The organism is Kribbella catacumbae DSM 19601 (assembly GCF_000372465.1).
In the GTDB taxonomy this organism is placed as follows: domain Bacteria; phylum Actinomycetota; class Actinomycetes; order Propionibacteriales; family Kribbellaceae; genus Kribbella; species Kribbella catacumbae.
Map to the genome: position 1 here is coordinate 84,050 of NZ_AQUZ01000005.1, position 18,488 is coordinate 102,537.

The window sequence follows — 18,488 nt, forward strand, 5'->3', positions numbered from 1 at the left end:
TTCCGCCTTGGGTTTTATGAACGTTCTGGCCGTGGACCTGTCCGGCCTCGGGGACATCAACCTGGAGACCGTGATCGCCGCGACCGCGCTGATCGGCACGGTGGTCGTCTGGCTGGTCGACCGGTACTTCCTGCGCCGCAAACGGCTCGTCTACCGGGTCCAGGTGGACGCGCCGATCGGGGTCTTCCCGAGTTCGCACATGGTCGACGTCGAGGTGCGGTACCAGGGCGCCGTCGTACCGGACCCGAGCGTCGTGCTGCTGCGGGTCGACAACGCGGGCGGTATGGACATCGAGCCGCACCATGTGCACGAGAAGGTGTCCTTCGCCTTTCCGGACCGCAAGATCGTCGGGCTGGAGGTGACCGAGGCCAAGCCCGAGGCGCTCGGCGAGATGCTGCAGCGCCAGCTCGACTCGGAGAATTTCATCGAGACGAGCAAGCTGATCCTGCCGCGGACCGCGATCAACCGCGGCGACAGCTTCAAGTTCCTGCTCGTACTGAGCGGCCGCGGCGACGGCGTGACGCACTCGGGCTACCTGGCCGGCGGGTCCGCAGGTGGCGGGGTCTATCACGAGCCACGGCCGCGTGGACCTGGCCGGCGAACGCTGATGTTCGGCGCGCTCTCAATGGTGCTGGTCGGTGCTCTCGTCGCGCTGTTCGTGGTCGACGTACTGCAGCCGCCGGACAACTGCGCGGACGGGCAACTGCGGATCGTCGGGTCGACCGCTGTCGAGCCCACGGTCCGCGAACTGCGCAGCGCGTACGCCGCCGAGTGCACGAGCGCCGACATCACGATCGCGGCCAACGGCAGTCGCAGCGGAACGCGGTCGCTGAACGAGACCGGCGCCAAGGACCCGATCGCCGCGGAGAAGCTGATCGCGATGTCCGACGGGCGGGCCGAGGACTCGCCCGACCTGCAAGGCAAGCCGGTGGCGGTGGTCGTGTTCGCCATCGTCGTGAACCGGTCGGCGGATGTCACCGCGCTGTCGGCCGCTCAGCTGCGAGCCGTCTACGCCGGACGCGTGACGAACTGGAAGCAGCTCGGCGGGCGCGACCTGCCGATCCGGATGGTGAGCCGGGTCGGGCCGGACTCCGGCTCGCGGCGGGTGTTCCGCGACAAGGTCCTCGCCGGCGACCAGGAGCTGGGCATCACCTCCGACGACTGCCGCACCAAGGACGACCCGGTCGCCAAGCAGCACCGCTGCGAGGTCGGCACGACGGAGGAACTGCTGGCCCGCGTGAACGAGATCGAAGGCGCCATCGGGTACGCCGAACTCGGCAGCTCGCGGAAGTTCCCGGCGATCACGCCACTGGCGATCGACGGCGTGGTACCCGAGGCGGCCAAGGTGGCCGACTCGTCGTACAAGTTCTGGGAGGTCGAATACGCCTACACCTACAAGGCTCCCGGCCCGGACACCCTGCAGGAAGCGTTCCTGACCTATCTGACCTCGGCAACGGCCAAGCCGATCCTGGAACGCGACGGCCTGGTCCCCTGCCCCGACCTCCCCACAGCCTTCTGCGGATGAACCTTCTAACGGTAGGTTGGAGGTCTGTCATTAGCTCGTAGGAGGTTCGGATGTACGTGATCGCTCATCTCAGTGACCCGCACCTGGATGGATCCTCAGTCGCACGAGACCGGCTGCGTCGTGTCACGGCGTACCTGCGAGGGTTCAGCAGGCCGGTGGATGTGGTGCTGGTGACTGGGGATCTGGCCGATCACGGGCTGGCGGCGGAGTACGCCGAGGTCGCGGCTGAGTTGGCGCTCGACGTACCGGTTCTGCTGTTGCCGGGCAATCACGATGTCAGTGCGCCTTTGCGCGCGGGGCTGCCTGTCGAGTCGCCTGGCGAGGGACATCCGGTGCATCAGGTACGGGATGTCGGCGAGGCGCGGTTCGTCTTGCTCGACACGTCGGTGCCGGGTGAGGACCACGGGCTGCTGAGTGCCGACTCGCTCGCCTGGTTGAGCGGCGTACTGGCGAAAGCTGTCGATGGTCCATTGTTCATGGCGTTCCACCACCCGCCGAACGAGCTCCAGCACCCGGTCATGGATCAGTGGATCCTGCGGGACGCCGAGCCCTTCGCCGCCGTACTGCGTGACAAGCCCATCACCGCCATCCTCACCGGCCACGTCCACAACGGCGTCTCCACCACGTTCGCCGGCCACCCGCTACTCGTTGCCCCCGGCATCAGATCCAGCGTTCCCCTACCCTTCGAACCGGCCGCCGCCAACGGCCTGGTCGACACCGAAGCCGCTCCCGGCCTGGCGCTCCACCTCTACGCCCCACCTCAACCTCTCGTCACGGTCTACCGCTCCGTACCGTCAACCTGAGACCGCCAATGGGCGAACCCCGCTCTGAGGGGTTGACCCCGCCAGGGGTGGGTTGCCTGCTCAGAATCCAGCTAGGCAAACCGCCCTCTCGGTGGTTAACCCCAAAGCGAGTCAATTGAGCGGTTCGGGAGGTGCTTCGCCGAAGCCGAAAAGCGGGGGCTCGAACCAATCCGCACCGCGTGAAGGAAATTGGTCATGGAGCGGCAAATTTCCTTCACGCGGTGGGGTTGAAGACGGCGAAGAGGCCGGCCGGGCCGCGGCCAGTGGTGTGGGTGGATGCGTCGGATCCGGGCGCCGGACGGATGTTCTTGGCGGACGCTCCGCCGACTAGCCGGTTTGGAGGCCGGTCCATGACCAGCGGGGGATGGATAGGTCGGCGGGGATGTTGGCTGCGGAGCCGTGGTACCGGGACATGCTGTTGTTCGTTGCCCAGCTGAAGTAGGCGGACAGGACTGGGCGTACGGGATCGTCTGAGGAGAGTCCGACATCGGTCAACGCTTGGTCGAAGCAGGCTACTGCTCGGCGATCCATCTCTTCGTGGGGTCCGTTGCCGCTGTGCATCCGGACTACCGAGGTCTCGCTGCCGTAGGAATCGGTGTAGGCCGTCGGACCGCCGAGCGCCTCGATCCAGTAGGCGGCGAGGCGCTCGGTGTGTTCGGGATGGAATCCATGGCTGAACGCGTGGCTGACCACCTCGTCCGCCATCACCCGCGTATGCCACGCCTCGGCGAGCCGGCGAAGTCCCTCATCGCCACCGGCAGCCTCATAGAGAGTTTGCATGGCTCCGAGCCTCGCATCGGCCAATGCCGTCAGCAAGCCCGCTAGGAGGGCGCTGAATAATCGCCCTAATTCAGCGGCCTCCTAGCGCGCCATTCCTACGACGTTCCAGGCTCCCGAGCGCTGCCGGTACTGCGCTGTGAAGCCTTCTGCTTCGGCTACGGCCACCATCGCCTCCGCTGGATGGGCGTAGGCGCGGAATGAATTGCCCCTCAGCCTGCGGAGGGCGTCTCGAACCAGATCGCCGTCCTCGCCAGCACGTCGTCACCCGGGTGGCTGAACACGAGCATCCGCCTCGCGTGACTTCCTGCGGCCGACAGCAGCCGTTCGTAGTCCGGGTTGCAGCACACCACCCGATGCAGCACCACCACATCAGCCGGCTCCACCTCCCCCGGCGCCTCAGCGATGTCGAGCAGTCGCCGCGTGACCCGATCCCCCACACCCGCTTGCTTGATCAGCCGCTCGGCCTCTTCTTCGTAATTGGCGCTGAGCTCCAGATTGGTCACCCGCGCGGCGCCCAGCCGCAACAACTCCAACTGGATCTCACCGACCCCGCCCCCGATCTCCAGAACCGTCGCCCCGCGAACCCCCTGCCCGGCGACGAACTGCACGATCTGCTCCGCCGCCGGACTCAACCCTTGCCGTCGATAGCGCCGCGCGACTCGCCGCGCGAACCGCTCACTGAAAACGGCCCCGCAGTCATCCGGCTCGCAACACCCGCTCATTCCCTCAGTATCCGCCCGGGAATGCAGAAAGGACCCCGGCAGTTGCCGGGGCCCTTCGCGCTGAAGCTGGTGGTCAGAAGTTGATCATGTGGCCTTCGAGGCCGTGGAAGGCTTCTTGGAGGGCTTCGCTCAGGGTGGGGTGGGCGTGCACGTTGCGGGCCAGTTCCTTGGTGGTGAGGTCCCACTTCTGGGCCAGGGTGAGCTCGGGGAGCAGCTCGGTGGCCTCGGGGCCGATCAGGTGCGCGCCGAGCAGTTCGCCGTACTTCGCGTCGCTGATCACCTTGACGAAGCCGGTCGGGTCGCCCAGACCGTGCGCCTTGCCGTTGGCGGTGAAGGGGAACTTGGCGACCTTGACGTCGTAGCCCTCCTCGCGGGCCTGCTCCTCGGTGTAGCCGAAGCTCGCGACCTGCGGCTGGCAGAACGTCGCGCGCGGGATCATCACGTAGTCGAGCTCCATCGTCTCGACCCCGGCGATCGTCTCGGCCGCGATCACGGCCATCGCCTCGGCCGCGTGCGCGAGCATCAGCTTCGCGTTCACGTCGCCGATCGCGAAGATGTTCGGCACGTTGGTGCGCAGCACGCCGTCGACGTCGATGGCGCCGCGCTCGGTCAGCTTGACGCCGATCTTGTCCAGGCCGTAACCGTCGACGCGCGGCTGGAAGCCGATCGCCTGCAGCACCTTGTCGGCCTCCAGCGTCTGCTGGTTGCCGTCCTTGCCGGTGACGGTCACCTTCACCTGGTCGCCGGAGTCGTCGATCGAGTCGACCCGGGTCGAGGTGAGCACGTCGACGCCGAGCTTCTTGTACGCCTTGGCGAGCTCCTTGGAGACCTCGACGTCCTCGAGCGGGACCATCCGGTCCAGGAACTCGACGATCGTCACCTTCACGCCGTAGTTGGCCAGCACGTAGGCGAACTCGACGCCGATCGCGCCGGCACCGGCGATGATGATGCTGCCCGGCAGCTCCTCGGTGAGGATCTGCTCCTCGTACGTCACCACCCGCTCGCTCAGCTGGGTGCCCGGCAGCAGCTTGGTGGTGGCGCCGGTGGCGATGATGCAGTTGTCGAAGGTGACCGTCTCGGAGCTTCCGTCGTTCAGCGACACGTCGAGCGTGTTCGCGTCGACGAACGAACCCCACCCGTCGAACTCGGTGATGTTGTTCTTCTTCATCAGGAAGTGCACGCCCTTGACGCGGCCGTCGGCCACCTTGCGGCTGCGCTGCACCGCCGTCGGGAAGTCGAAGCTCACCTCGCCGCTGATGCCGAAGGTCTTCGCCTCCTTACGGAAGATGTGCGCCAGCTCCGCGTTCCGCAGCAGCGCCTTGGACGGGATGCAGCCCACGTTCAGGCAGACACCGCCCCAGTACTTCTTCTCGATGATGGCGGTCTTGAGCCCGAGCTGGGCGGCGCGGATCGCCGCGACGTACCCACCCGGGCCGGCGCCGAGGACAACAACGTCAAAGTGCGAGGCCATGACCGAAATCCTAGTCGGTCCGGCCGGGGTTTCCCGCGCCGGGCGACAGCAGGTGACGACGGTCACGATCGGGCGGTGTGTCCTGCCTCATTGTCACGGACGGTTACCTGGGGTTCCGTCATGACCGTCGGGCGCATACGCTGGGCCAGGCACGGGGGCGGTCCTCCTCCCGTGCGCGCGTGAGGCGCCCTTTGGTTGGGATTCGGTCACGAGGACATGGGGGCTTGATGCTGGGCAACGGCCGGAGGCTGCGGCTCGCCGCAGTCGGCGCACTGGTTGCAGTGGTCGCGCTGCCCAGTTACGCCGCGTTCGCCGACCCCACGCCGCCTCCACCCGCCTCCGTCACGGATGTGAACCGCTCCCTCGAGCAGCTCCAGGCCGAGGCCGCCGCCATCCAGATCGACGTAGCCAAGGCCACTGTCGCCTACACGAACGCTCTGAAGGTCGCGCAGACCACCGAGGCCGCCGCGAAGAAGGCAGAGGCGTACGCCTCCAGCTCTCAGAACAGGTCGCAGGTCGAGCGCCGCCGCCTCGGCCTGCTGACAGCCCAGGCCTACCAGCTGGGCATCCCGACGGTCCTCGGCACCGAGTCGATGCTGTGGTCTCTCGCACCGGTCGCGGAGAACCTACAGGAGATCGCCGACCGTCAGACCGCCATCCGGCAGCTCGGCAGCACCCAGGTCGCGCAGTACAAGGCAGCCACAGCAGCAGAGTCAACAGCCGGTACTGCGACAGCCGACGCCGCCACCAAGCGCGCGGCAGCCGACAAGGCGGCTAACACCGCCACCGAGCTCGGCAAGACGGTTCGGGAGAAGGCAGCCAGCGCGGCGATGGCCATGGAAGGCCAACTCGCCGACCTGGCCGGTGCGACTCAGCTTTCCAAGCAGCTGCAGACCACACGCAACCAGCAGGCGCTCGCCAACTGGCAGACGTACCTGGCTGAGCTGGCTGCGGCGAAGGTGAAGCCGCCGGCCGCCGCCACGATCAAGAACCCCTACGACCTTCCCACCGGGCTGTTGCCGTTCAAGATCGCCAAGCAGCCTGTGCCGGGAACGGCAGCTGTTGCCAACGGCGGGCGCGCAGTACGCGTGCTGTCGGCCGAGACGATCCGCGCGGTCAATCAAGCCTTCTCGCTGATGGGCAAGCCGTACGGTGTCAGTGACACCGGCCCGGCCAAGTACGGCTGCCTCGGCGCGGCACGAGCCGCCTGGCAGCCCTACACGACCCTCGCCGGCCTCGCGAACTCCGTCTACGCCGACTACCAGCGAGTCCCGAACACGCAGGTGCAGCCAGGCGACATCCTCCTGATGGGCAGTCGGTCCGTCGGCCTCTTCCACGTCGGCATCGCCCTCGACAACGCCGAGATGATCGCCGCCGACGAGGCCAAGGGCTCAGTGGTCGTCACCTCTATCCCCGACAGCCTGTACGCCGCGCTGCGGCCGACACTCGGCAAGCCGGCCAAGGCACAGATCGCCCCGGCGACCACGGCGAGCGCGTCGGCATTCCGCTGCGGCAACACAGCCACGTCGATCGACGTCGGCACCGGCGCCTGGACCTGGCCGCTGGCTGAAGGCACCTACGAGATCGGTACTTCGTTCGGCCAGTCGGGCGCCCTGTGGGCCAGCGGCCTCCACACCGGCCAGGACTTCCCAGCCTCACTCGGTACTCCGGTCCGCGCGGTCACCGCAGGCGTCGTACGGGTCGAGCACCCGGCGTGGGCGGGCAACCTGGTTCGCATCGACCACGGCAACGGGCTGGAGACGCTGTACGCGCACCTGAGCGCGATCGACGTCGCCGACGGCACCCAGGTCACCGCGGGCCAACGCATCGGAGCGGTCGGTTCGGAAGGCAACTCGACCGGCGCGCACCTGCACTTCGAAGTACGCCTCGGTGGTGACGCCGTGAACCCGATGCCGTTCCTTGCGACCGGCAGCACGAGTGCCGGCTGGGGTGGCTACAGCAACGGCCTGATCCCGGCGTCGCAGCTCTGTGGCCTCGGCAACGGCCACATGCTCCGCTGCGACGCGGCAGCGGCGTACCAGCAGCTCTCGACCGCGTTCCGGCAGGCCTTCGGCAAGAACCTCTGCATCACCGACTCCTACCGCTCGTACTCCGCACAGGTGGACCTGTACGGCCGCAAGCCGTCACTGGCCGCCCTGCCCGGTACGTCGAACCACGGCTGGGGTGTCGCCATCGACCTCTGTGGTGGCGTCGACAAGTTCGGCACAGCGCAGTACCAGTGGATGGTCGCCCACGCCGGTGCCTACGGCTGGGTCCACCCGTCCTGGGCCGACCAGGGCGGCAGCCGCGAAGAGCCCTGGCACTGGGAGTTCGGCAAACCACAAAGTGCGTAGAAATGCCCGGGTTTTAGGCCCGGTGAGCACGTACGCTGGGGTCGTGGCCGAGCAGACCAGTCCCGACCGCACGGACGACAACATCACGCTGGACGCCCAGGACGATCGCTGGGAGTGGCGGCGGAAGATCCGTGCCAACCCGCGCAAGCACCTGATCTACCGGATCGGGGTCGGCATCGTGGGCGGCATCCTGCTGATCGCCGCGCCGCTGACCGGATGGTTGCCCGGACCGGGCGGCATCCCGCTGTTCATCGCGGGTCTGGCGGTGCTGGCGAGCGAGTTCGAGTGGGCGCAGCGGCTGCTCTACAAGGTCAAGGACTGGGTCAAGGTGCTCACCGCCTGGACCGGCAAGCAGCCGGCCTGGCTGAAGGCACTCGGCACCCTCGCCCTGTTCGTCTGTGTGCTGGTCGCGATGTGGCTCTACATGGGCGTCCTCGGCGTACCGGGCTGGCTGCCCGATTCGTGGGAGACGTTCCTGCACAAACTGCCGCTGCTCGGCTGAGACGCTTGCCTTCACATCAGTGTGAAGGTTTGAGAATGGCGGGATGACCCGCCCGAAGTCCTCGGCCGCCACACTGGCCGTGCTGTCCGTCGCCCAGTTCCTGATCGCGCTCGACTACTCGATCATCTACATCGCGCTGCCGAGCATCTCCGCCGACCTGCGGCTGGAGCCGGCGCTGGCGCAGTGGGTGATCAGCGCGTACGCCGTCCTGTTCGCCGGCTTCCTCGTCGTCGGCGGACGGCTCACCGACCGCCTCGGCGCCAAGCGGCTGTTCGTTGCCGCGATCATCTGGTTCGGACTTGCCAGCGCAGTCGGCGGCGTCGCGCAGGACGGCACAGTCCTGCTCGCCGCCCGCGGTGCACAGGGTCTCGGGGCAGCCCTCCTGCAACCAGCCATCCTCGGCCTGATCGGTACGACGTTCGCCGCCGGTCCCGCTCGCAGCAGGGCGCTTGCGGTGTGGGGCTCGGTCGGCGCCTCGGGCCTTGCTGCCGGAGCGATCCTCGGCGGCATCCTCACCAGCGCCTCCTGGCGCCTGACCTTCCTAGTGAACGTCCCACTCACCCTGCTGGCCGCACTAGGCGCCGTCATCTGGATCAGCACCCCACAGACCCGTGTCGCCTCCCGTGTTCCCCTCATCGCCTCCGCTCTCGGTACTGCGACCGTCCTAGCGCTAGTGATCGGCCTGACTCTCGGCGCTGACCACCCCACCGCCGCAGCCGTCAGCCTCGGGCTTGCCGTCGTCATGCTCGTCGCGTTCGTCCGCAACGAGCGCAGGTCCCGCAACGCGCTCATCGAGCCTGCGCTCCGCAGTACGGGCTCCTTGAAGGCGGGGGCTGCCGCCACTGCGCTCTACATGGCCAGCGTGGGTTCGGAGTTCTACGTCCTCACCTTGCTCCTGCAGTCACAGAAGGGATACACACCACTCCAAGCAGGCCTGGCGTTCCTGCCACTGGCGATACTCGTCACCATCGGCAACGCCGCCGCAGAGCGATCCGTACGCCGGTACGGCCCGGCAGCAGTCCTCGCAGCGGGCTTCGCCATCGCCACTGTCGGCCTACTGTGGCTAGCCCTCGCCCTAGACGGCAGCTCGTACGCCGGGAGCTTGTTGCCCGGCCTACTCCTCAGCGGCTTCGGCCACGGCGTGATCTACACCTGCATGTTCATCATCGGCACCCACGACGTGGCCCCTGCTCAGCAAGGAACGGCCGGCGCACTGCTGACGACCTCGCAATACCTTGCCGGAGCACTGACGATCGCTGTGCTGACGCTGGTGCTCGCGGACTCCCCCGGTCCGACAGAGTTCCGACTGGCCTTCCTGCTGACCACGGCCGCGGCGGCAGGTGGCGCACTACTGGCATTGAGGCGCTCGAGCGTAGTCACGGATCACAAAGTCACTGCTGACCTTCTCTCCTAGCCGCAGCATCTGGTTGAGCAGGAACGGCGTACCGAGCAGCCGGTTGCGCGCAGCGATCCCGAAGCGTGTCGCCGGCGCCAGGAACTTCCCCGCACGATTCCCACCCGCCTGACAAGCCTTTACGGGCTTGCGCAACTGACTCTCGTACGCCGCGAAGGCAGCCGCGTGGTTGCCGTCCGCCGCTGCCAACTCGCCGGCCAGCACGTAGGCGGCGACGATCGCAGTACCGGTGCCCATGCCACCGAGGGTCGCGCCATAGCCGGCGTCCCCGAGCAGAGCCACCCGTCCCGTCGACCAGCGGCTGGCGTCCACGCGGCTGATCGAGTCGAAGTACAGCTCGCTGCAATTGTCCAGACCGGCGAGGAGCTCCGGAACCTGCCAGCCGAGCCCGGCGAAGGTAGAGCGCACAATCTCCTTCTGCTGCTGGGGATCCCGGCGATCGTAGGTCAACTCGGGTGAGGCGAAGACGAACATCGCACCTGCTTTACGGCTGTCGCGGTGATCCACCCCGACGCTCGCCAGCCGGCCCGGCACGTTGTACATCAGCCCGTCCCGCTCGACTCCGAACTCGTTCGGCAGATCCCACCCGGCGACGTAGTAGCCGAGATGGCTGACGAAGTCCCGCTCGGGCCCGAAGGCCAGCCGGCGGACGACGGAGTGCAGCCCGTCGGCTCCGATCACCAAGTCGAAGGTCCGCGCGGAACCGCTCTCGAAGGCCACGTCCACTCCACCGGCGTGCTGCTCCAGCGTGGCGATCGAGTCACCGAACACGTACTCCGCCCTGTCGCGGCTGTGGTCGTAGAGCACCTGGGACAGCTCGGAGCGCAGTACCTCGAGCTCTCCCCCGGCGAACTCCGGAGGCAGTCGCATCAGCTGCCGGCCGTCCTCGGCGATGAACCGCATCGCCGAGCCACCCGTCTGCCGGGCGCGCAGGTCGTCGAGGACACCCATTCGCTCCAGCACGACCTTGTTCGCGCTGCCGCGGAAGTCGACGGCGTACCCGCCTTTGCGCAGTGCCGGAGCCAGCTCGACCACGGTCACCTCGTGGCCGTCCCGGCCCAGCCAGTACGCCAGGGCCGGTCCGGCGACACTCGCGCCCGAAATCAGGATCTTCATCAAGCCCTCCCTAATAGTGTCCGACGGACACAGTTTCAGTAATGTGTATGGTAGACACAGTTCGCAGAGGTTCACAAGCTGGGGAGCCGTGATGATCAATCTGCTCTGGGGCGACCCGCCGCCACCCACCCGCGGACCGAAGCCCGCGATGAGCCTGGACGCCATCGCCAAAGCGGCGATCGCGGTCGCCGACCGCGACGGCCTCGATGCCGTGTCCATGCAGCGCGTCGCGGGCGAACTGTCCTTCACGAAGATGGCGCTCTACCGCTACGTGCCAGGCAAGGCCGAGCTGGTGTCGCTGATGACCGACCTCGCGATGGGCGTACCGCCGCACCACCCGCGGCAACACTGGCGGAAAGCGCTGATGGCCTGGGCTCTCGACCTGTACGCCGCTTTCGAGAAGCACCCGTGGGTGCTGTTGTCGACCGTCGGCCGGCGCGCGCTCGGACCCAACGAGCTCACCTGGACGGAGTGCGGCGTCCGGGCGTTGACGGACACCGGCCTGAACGGCGGCCAGCAACTGGACTCGGTGATGACCATCGTCGGGCACGTGCGGACGGTCGCGCAGCAGTCGTTGACGATGCCGGGCGGAACGACGGGGGCGACCGAGAAGGACATCACATCGGCAATGATCGAAGTACTGAACACTCAGGCCGAGCGCTTCCCCGGCCTCGCGGCCGCGCTGCAGTCGATGGACGGGAGCGAGAGCCAGGGCCTGATCTTCGGCCTGGAACGGATCCTGGACGGCCTCGAAGTTCTGATCAAGCGCGGGTGAAGCGGGCCCGATAGGTCGTCGCGCTCAACCCGTAGTGGGACTTGAAGCGGCGGGCGAAGTAGTTCTGATCCGGCCAGCCGACCGCCTCGCCGATCCGGCTGATCGGCTCGTCGGTGTGCAGCAACCGGTGCGCCGCCAGCTCGACGCGGTGGCGGGACAGGTAGGCGATCGGCGGCAGTCCGGTCGACGACTTGAACAACCGGACCAGATAGCCGGGCGCCAGATGGAGCTCGTCGGCCAGCTCGGTCAGAGTCCAGTGATGGGCCGGATCGGCCTCCATCAACCGCATCGCCGTCAGTACTGCCGGATGCGCGGGCTGGGCCGCGCCGAGGTCGTCACCGGCCAGCGCGCGGGCCAGGCAGCTCAGGAACAGTGACAGCCGTCCGACCACGTCACCTCGGTGCAGATCGAACGGCCGCGCGCGCAGATCCTCCAAGTGCTCCAGTTGGCTGACGCACGACTCCAGCGCGATCGGATCGAGGTGGCCGGTCAGTACTCCTCGTCGGCGGGCCGAGTTCGGGCCGGTCCAGAGCAGGTAACCGAGGAGCGGGTCCTCGCGCGTCCAGGCCAGCTCGTGCTGCAAGAGGTCGGCGGAGAAGCAGCAGTTGAACACATCGAGCTTCGTGCAGCCGGTGTACCCGTGCCAGACGCCCGGACGCAGCAGCAGCACGTCACCGACCACCAGCTCCTGATAGCCGGCGGCGCTGTGATGCATACCGGCGCCACCCATCACCACCGCGACTTCGAAGAAGCTGTGGGTGTGGACCGGGTGCGCGTCCGGGTGCACGTAGCGCCCGGCGTACGCGTACGAGCCGTCGATGAAATGCAGCAGGGTCCCGGTGTTCTCGACCGGCGGATCGGCCATGGTCCAACATACGGGCCCAGGTGCATTTCGTGCTACCTCCGGTGCACTCCGGACTATCCGCGGCCCAGCCCTGGCCGCAGGATCAGGGGATAGCGAATGAATCGTTTCACAGTCTGGAGCGCCATGACCCGTCCTGCTGCCGCACCTGTGTCCGTCCGCTTCGAGCACCACACCGGCCCCGGCCCGGTACTGGGCCTCGGTACCGCGTCACCCCGCCTCTCCTGGCAGGTCCCGACAGCGACCGCCGACTACCGCCAAGCCGCCTACGAGGTCGAGATCGTCCGAGGCGACGCATTACCCGAGGTACACACTGTCCAGTCGCCGGACCAGGTGCTGGTCCCCTGGCCCGGTACGCCGTTGGCCTCCCGCCAGCAGGCCCAGGTACGGATCAGAGTCAGTGACGGCGCTGAGTGGAGCGACTGGAGCGATTCGGCCGTCGTCGAGGCGGGCCTGCTCAGCCCCGATGACTGGAGCGCGCGTTTCGTCAGTCCCCGTGACATCGGCTCCCACGACGAACCCGCACCGATCGTCAGCGGCACGACGACGCTGCCGGACGGCATCGTCAGCGCCCGCCTCTACGCCAGCGCCCATGGGGTCTACCTGCCGGAACTCAACGGCCGCCGCGTCAGCGACGAGGAACTGGCGCCCGGCTGGACGGCGTACCAGTTCCGCCTGCGCTATCAGACGTACGACGTCACCGAACTCGTGCAGCCAGGTGAGAACAGGCTGGACTTCCTGCTCGGCGACGGCTGGTACCGCGGCCGCCTCGGCTTCGAGGGCAAGCGCGGCCTGTACGGCGAACGCCTGTCCGTACTGGCCCAACTGGAAGTCACCACTGCCGACGGCAAGACCCAGGTGCTCGCCAGCGACAACACCTGGACCGCCCGCGACAGCCAGATCGTCGCCGACGACCTCTACGACGGCCAGCGCACGGACTTCACCCACTCGCCGGCAGATCCCACGCCGGTCGACGTACTGGATGCGGACCTCAGCCTGCTGGTCGCACCCGACGGCCCACCCGTGCGAGTCACCGACGTGCTTCCGGCCGTCGAGCTCACCACGTCGCCGACAGGCAAGACGCTGGTCGACTTCGGCCAGAACGTGGTCGGCCGGGTCCGCCTGCGCGTACGCGGCGGTTCACGCGGAGACGAGGTCGTACTACGGCACGCCGAAGTACTCGAGAACGGTGAACTCGGCGTCCGCCCACTCCGCACCGCCAAGGCCACCGACTCGTACGTGCTCGCCGGCCCCGACGAGGCCACCCTCGAATCGGCGCTGACCTTCCACGGCTTCCGGTACGCCGAGGTCACCGGGGTCGACGGACTCGCCAAGGAGGACCTCGAGGCAGTCGTCGTCGGCTCCGACCTCCGGCGTACGGGCTGGTTCGAGTCGTCGCACGAGTTGCTCAACCGCTTCCATGAGAACGTCGTCTGGGGCATGCGCGGCAACTTCCTCGACGTACCGACCGACTGCCCGCAGCGCGACGAACGGCTCGGCTGGACCGGCGACATCCAGGTCTTCTCCCCCACCGCGAGCTTCCTGTTCGACAGCGCCGGCTTCCTCACCAACTGGCTGGCCGACCTCGCCGCCGAGCAGCACAAGGACGGTTCGGTCCCGTTCGTGATCCCCGATGTGATCCGTGGCGCTGGACCGGCGACAGCCGCCTGGGGCGACGCGGCCGTCGTCGTGCCCTGGGTGCTCTACGAGCGCACCGGCGATCGCGACCTGCTCGTCCGGCAACTGCCGAGCATGCGGGCGTGGGTCGATCGGATGGCCGACCTGGCCGGCGATGACCTGTTGTGGACGGGCGGCTTCCAGTTCGGCGACTGGCTCGACCCGACCGCTCCCCCGGACAACCCGTTCCGCGCCAAGGCCGACCACGATGTCGTCGCGACGGCTCACCTGGCCCGCTCGGCGGAGATCGTCGGCTGGGCGGCCGAGCTGGCCGACGACGCCGACCTCGCTCGCGAGTACTCCGGCCTCGCTGCCCGGGTCCGCACGGCATTCGCAGCGGAGTACACGACCGAGGGTGGCCGTGTGCTCAGTGACGCCACCACGACGTACGCGCTGGCCTTGCAGTGGGCGCTGCTGCCGACAGAGGCGCAGCGGAAGCGCGCTGGTCAGCGGCTGGCCGACCTGGTGCGCATAGCGGGCTTCCGGATCAGCACTGGCTTCATCGGTACTCCGCTGATGACCGATGCGCTGGCAGACGCCGGTGAGCCCGAACTGGCCTATCGGCTGCTCCTGCAGACCGGCTGCCCCTCCTGGCTCTACGCGGTGACCATGGACGCCACCACTGTCTGGGAGCGCTGGGACAGCATGCTCCCCGACGGCAGCATCAACCCCGGCCAGATGACCTCCTTCAACCACTACGCCCTTGGCGCCGTCGCCGACTGGATGCACCGACGAGTGGCAGGCCTTGCGGCCGGCTCACCGGGCTACCGCTCGATCGTCATCCGCCCACTGGCCGACTCGCGACTCACACGAGCCGCGGCCTGCCACCTCACGCCGTACGGCGAGGCCCGCGTCGAGTGGACTCGTGCGGACGGCAGCTTCCGGCTGACCGCCACCATCCCCGTCGGCGCGACCGCGACGGTTCACTTGCCAGACAGCAGCACTCCGGTCGAAGTACTGCATGGCCAGCACGATTGGACGGTCGCTGACCCGTACGCCGAAGTGGCGCCGCTCGGCGCTGATCCGAGCATCCGCCAACTCGTCGACCACGAGCCGAGCTGGCAGGCCGTCGTGAGTACGGCGGTAGAGGCCGGTGTCGTCGAAGACGAGGCCCAACTCGCAGGCCGTCTGGAGCGCTACCTCGACGCCCCGGTGGCCAAGCTCATCGATGTCGCTGGGGGCGACTTCTCACCCGGCGCCGAGGCCTTGCGGGCACGGCTCGACTCCTTGCTCACCGCGCAGTGAAAGGCCACTCATGAACACCTCTCGCATGATCCGCTCACGCACGACAGCACTGGCAACGCTGGCGATCACCGCGCTCGCGCTCACCGCCTGCAGCGCGGGCAGCCTCGGCTCCAGCGAAGAGGGTGGCAGCGACGCCGTCACCCTCAACTTCCTGGTCGACAACGCCGACCAGACCCTGAAGACGGCCGAACAGCTCGGCAAGGACTTCACCGCGAAGAACCCGGGCATCACCATCAAGGTGGAGACCCGGCCGGCCGGCAGCGAAGGCGACAACATCATCAAGACCCGGCTGTCGACCGGCGACATGACCGATGTCTTCCTGTACAACACGGGCTCGCTGTTCCAGGCGATCGCGCCGAAGAAGAACCTCGTCCCGGTCGGTGACCAGCCGTTCGCCGGCGCACTGGCCGACAACTTCAAGAGCACCGTCACCGCCGACGGCCAGGTGTACGGCGCGCCGTACGGCGGCTTCATGGGCGGCGCGATCCTTTACAACAAGCCGCTGTACGCCAAGCTCGGCCTGCAGGTGCCGAAGACCTGGGCGGAGTTCATGGCGAACAACGCCAAGATCAAGGCCGCCGGGGTCGCGCCGGTGATCCAGACCTACGGCGAGACCTGGACCTCGCAGCTGTTCGTGCTCGGCGACTTCCACAACGTGTCGGCGGCCGAGCCGGACTTCGCCGACAAGTACACGCAGAACCAGGCCAAGTACGGCACCTCACCCGCGGCCCGGAAGGGATTCGAGCACCTCCAGCAGGTGCACGACCTTGGCTACGAGAACAAGGACTTCGCGTCGGCGAAGATGCCGGACGGACTGAAACTGCTTGCCCAGGGCAAGGGTGCGCACTACCCGATCCTGTCCGCGGTGGTCAGCGAACTGGTCGCCACCTACCCGGCGGCGGCCAAGGATGTCGGCCTGTTCGCCATCCCGGGAGACGACGCCGCGAAGAACGGCCTGACCGTCTGGTCGCCCGGCGGCGTCTACATCCCGACCAGTACGACCGGGGCCAAGCTGGACGCGGCGAAGAAGTTCCTCGCCTTCGTGGCCAGCAAGGAGGGCTGCGACTCGCAGGCGAAGGCCGGCGCCGTCACCGGCCCGTTCGCGGTGAAGGACTGCAAGCTGCCCACCGAGGTACCGCAGGTGGTCAAGGACATGCAGCCCTACATCGACACCGAGGGCGCGTCGAGCCTCGCGCTGGAGTTCCTCTCGCCGGTCAAGGGCCCGTCGCTGGAGCAGATCACCGTCGAGGTCGGCTCCGGCATCCGCAAGGCCGCCGCCGGCGCCTCGCTCTACGACGAGGATGTCAAGAAGCAGGCCCAGCAGCTCGGCCTGGCGGGCTGGTGAGCCGTGGCCACGACGTCGATCCACACCCCCGCGAAGACGCGCACCACCGTCGCCGGGCCGGATCGCGGCCGGTTGCGTAGCCCCTACTCGACCTGGTTCTACCTGCCGGCCGCGATCGTGTACGGCGTACTGTTCGCGATCCCGACCTTCGCCTCGTTCTACTTCAGCCTGACCCGGTGGAGCATCTTCGAGTCCAAGTTCATCGGCTTCGGCAACTTCGTCACGTTCTTCCAGGAGCCCGCCCTGGTGAAGGGCTTCACCAACACCTTGATCTACGCCGTCGTCACGTCGGGAACGAAGGTCGTCCTCGGGCTGCTGCTGGCCGTCCTGCTGACCTCGCAGATCGTTGCCCGCGGCTACTTGCGGTCCGTGGTGTTCTTCCCGGTCCTGGTCAGCACGATCGGGGTCGGCCTGACCTTCACCGTGCTGATGAACCCCGAGCGCGGGCTGATCAACAGCGCGCTCTCGGTGATCGGGATCGACGGGCCGGGCTGGCTCACCGATCCGAAGTACGCGCTGTTGTCGGTGGCGGCGGTCGACGTCTGGAAAGGGGTCGGGCTGGCGACGCTGATCTACATCGCCGGCATCGTCTCGATCCCGGGTGAGTACCTCGAAGCTGCGAAGGTCGACGGCGCCTCGGCCTGGCAGAGCTTCCGGCGGATCATCCTGCCGCTCGCCCGGCCGGCGACGGTCACCGTGATCATCTTGTCGCTGATCGGCGGGTTGCGGTCGTTCGACCTCATCTGGGCGATGACCCGTGGCGGTCCCGGCTTCACCTCGGACGTGATCGCCTCGGTGATCTACAAGCAGTACCAGGCCGGCTTCTACGGTCTGTCCACCGCGGGCAACGTCGTCCTGTTCGTCGTGGTGACGGCGATCGTGCTGCCGTTGTCCCGCTTCCTCAACCGCAAGGAGGTGGAGCTGTGAGCAGTACTACGGCGTTGGCCGGTGCACGGCCGCGGAAGAACCACCTGCTCAGCGTGGTGGCGATCCTGGTGTCGATCGTCGTCTTCGTGGTGCCGTTCGCCTTCATCGTGCTGACCGCGGTCAAGGACCGCCAGCAGGCATCCCTGCTGGACTTCTCCTGGCCGCACCAGTTCCAGTTCGTGCAGAACTTCGTCGCCGTCGTCGAGGCGCGCGACTACATGCTGATCATCGCGTTCATCAACAGCACGATCCTCACCGTCGCGAGCGTGGCCGGGATGGTCGTACTCGCCGCGATGGCGGCATTCGTGCTGCAGCGCAAGGCGAGCCGCTGGAACGGGCTGGTGCACTTCCTGGTGCTGTCCGGCCTGATCATCCCGCCCGCGGTGGTACCGACGATCTGGGTGCTGCAACGGCTCGGCCTGTTCCGGACCATGCCCGGGCTGATCCTGGTCGAGATCGCGTTCGGGCTGTCGTTCTGCATCCTGCTGTTCCGCGCCTTCGTGGCGACCATCCCGCGCGAACTGGACGAGGCCGCGATCATCGACGGCGCCGGCCCGATCCGGCTCTTCTTCAAGGTGATCTTCCCGCTGCTGCGCTCCGTCATCGTGACGGTCGTGGTGGTCCAGTCGGTCGTCGTCTTCAACGACTTCGTCAACCCGCTCTACTTCCTCCCCGGCGACAAGAACGCCACCGTCCAGCTCACCCTCTACAACTTCTCCAGCCAGTTCACCACGCAGTACAACCTGCTGTTCATGAACATCCTGCTGATCACCATTCCCCCGCTGGTGATGTTCCTGTTCTTCAACCGCCAGATCGTCGCCGGCATGACCGCGGGCGCGGTGAAGGGCTAGGGGGTGGCCGGCCCGGACCGCCGCCACTCACAAACCTGCTCAACGCGGCCCAAGCCACGCCCACCCACGCCTGACCAGGACTGGCCGGATGAGGTTTGTGAGTGCTGGCGGTCCGGGGC

At 67.5% G+C, this 18,488-nt stretch carries 15 protein-coding genes; 10 read left to right on the forward strand and 5 right to left on the reverse strand.

The annotated features are described in order from the left end of the window. The first annotated feature begins 16 nt into the window (after positions 1-16). The gene (locus tag A3ES_RS0107255; RefSeq protein WP_020386124.1) at positions 17-1,525 is read left to right on the forward strand and encodes a PstS family phosphate ABC transporter substrate-binding protein; all 1,509 of its coding nucleotides are present in this window, start codon (positions 17-19) and stop codon (positions 1,523-1,525) included. A gap of 50 nt (positions 1,526-1,575) precedes the next feature. Beyond that, entirely contained in the window at positions 1,576-2,328 is a 753-nt protein-coding gene (locus tag A3ES_RS0107260) for a metallophosphoesterase (RefSeq protein ID WP_020386125.1), read from the forward strand. Between the two features lie 327 nt (positions 2,329-2,655). Here the strand turns inward: A3ES_RS0107260 and A3ES_RS0107265 are convergent, their stop codons facing one another. From A3ES_RS0107265 to lpdA, 3 genes are all read right to left on the reverse strand, one after another. Beyond that, entirely contained in the window at positions 2,656-3,108 is a 453-nt protein-coding gene (locus A3ES_RS0107265) for a group II truncated hemoglobin (RefSeq protein WP_020386126.1), read from the reverse strand. A gap of 209 nt (positions 3,109-3,317) precedes the next feature. Beyond that, a complete protein-coding gene (locus A3ES_RS0107270) occupies positions 3,318-3,830 on the reverse strand; it encodes a class I SAM-dependent methyltransferase (RefSeq protein WP_020386127.1) in 513 nt (170 codons plus the stop codon). A gap of 73 nt (positions 3,831-3,903) precedes the next feature. Then, the gene (gene lpdA, locus A3ES_RS0107275) at positions 3,904-5,301 is read right to left on the reverse strand and encodes a dihydrolipoyl dehydrogenase (RefSeq protein ID WP_020386128.1); all 1,398 of its coding nucleotides are present in this window, start codon (positions 5,299-5,301) and stop codon (positions 3,904-3,906) included. Between the two features lie 227 nt (positions 5,302-5,528). Here lpdA and A3ES_RS0107280 point away from each other — a divergent pair, with 227 nt between their 5' ends. From A3ES_RS0107280 to A3ES_RS0107290, 3 genes are read left to right on the forward strand one after another with little or no spacing between them, the layout of a single operon-like run. Continuing rightward, complete coding sequence (locus tag A3ES_RS0107280; RefSeq protein WP_020386129.1) at positions 5,529-7,655, forward strand: peptidoglycan DD-metalloendopeptidase family protein; 2,127 nt, start codon at positions 5,529-5,531, stop codon at positions 7,653-7,655. 43 nt (positions 7,656-7,698) lie between these two features. Next, positions 7,699-8,157, forward strand: coding sequence for a PGPGW domain-containing protein (locus A3ES_RS0107285; RefSeq protein ID WP_237744874.1), 459 nt, complete (start codon positions 7,699-7,701; stop codon positions 8,155-8,157). A 43-nt stretch (positions 8,158-8,200) separates the two neighbouring features. Further along, complete coding sequence (locus A3ES_RS0107290) at positions 8,201-9,571, forward strand: MFS transporter (RefSeq protein WP_020386131.1); 1,371 nt, start codon at positions 8,201-8,203, stop codon at positions 9,569-9,571. Here A3ES_RS0107290 and A3ES_RS0107295 read toward each other — a convergent pair. Then, positions 9,506-10,687: an FAD-dependent monooxygenase gene (locus A3ES_RS0107295; RefSeq protein WP_020386132.1), complete on the reverse strand. Its 1,182-nt coding sequence runs from the start codon at positions 10,685-10,687 to the stop codon at positions 9,506-9,508. The genes A3ES_RS0107290 and A3ES_RS0107295 overlap by 66 nt on opposite strands. Before the next feature lie 91 nt (positions 10,688-10,778). Between A3ES_RS0107295 and A3ES_RS0107300 the strand changes: the two genes are divergently transcribed. Next, complete coding sequence (locus tag A3ES_RS0107300) at positions 10,779-11,462, forward strand: TetR/AcrR family transcriptional regulator (protein WP_020386133.1); 684 nt, start codon at positions 10,779-10,781, stop codon at positions 11,460-11,462. Here A3ES_RS0107300 and A3ES_RS0107305 read toward each other — a convergent pair. Further along, the gene (locus A3ES_RS0107305) at positions 11,449-12,327 is read right to left on the reverse strand and encodes an AraC family transcriptional regulator (RefSeq protein ID WP_020386134.1); all 879 of its coding nucleotides are present in this window, start codon (positions 12,325-12,327) and stop codon (positions 11,449-11,451) included. The two genes, A3ES_RS0107300 and A3ES_RS0107305, sit on opposite strands and share 14 nt — an antisense overlap. A gap of 96 nt (positions 12,328-12,423) precedes the next feature. Between A3ES_RS0107305 and A3ES_RS0107310 the strand changes: the two genes are divergently transcribed. The 4 genes from A3ES_RS0107310 to A3ES_RS0107325 are packed head-to-tail and all read left to right on the forward strand — an operon-like array spanning position 12,424 to position 18,369. After that, positions 12,424-15,246 (forward strand): family 78 glycoside hydrolase catalytic domain, encoded by a 2,823-nt coding sequence (locus A3ES_RS0107310; RefSeq protein WP_083933251.1) that lies wholly within the window; start codon positions 12,424-12,426, stop codon positions 15,244-15,246. A gap of 25 nt (positions 15,247-15,271) precedes the next feature. Continuing rightward, a complete protein-coding gene (locus A3ES_RS0107315) occupies positions 15,272-16,591 on the forward strand; it encodes an ABC transporter substrate-binding protein (RefSeq protein WP_020386136.1) in 1,320 nt (439 codons plus the stop codon). 3 nt (positions 16,592-16,594) lie between these two features. After that, a complete protein-coding gene (locus A3ES_RS0107320) occupies positions 16,595-17,518 on the forward strand; it encodes a carbohydrate ABC transporter permease (protein ID WP_020386137.1) in 924 nt (307 codons plus the stop codon). Then, a complete protein-coding gene (locus A3ES_RS0107325) occupies positions 17,515-18,369 on the forward strand; it encodes a carbohydrate ABC transporter permease (protein WP_020386138.1) in 855 nt (284 codons plus the stop codon). The genes A3ES_RS0107320 and A3ES_RS0107325 overlap by 4 nt, the downstream gene beginning before the upstream one ends. The last annotated feature ends 119 nt before the right edge of the window (positions 18,370-18,488 follow it).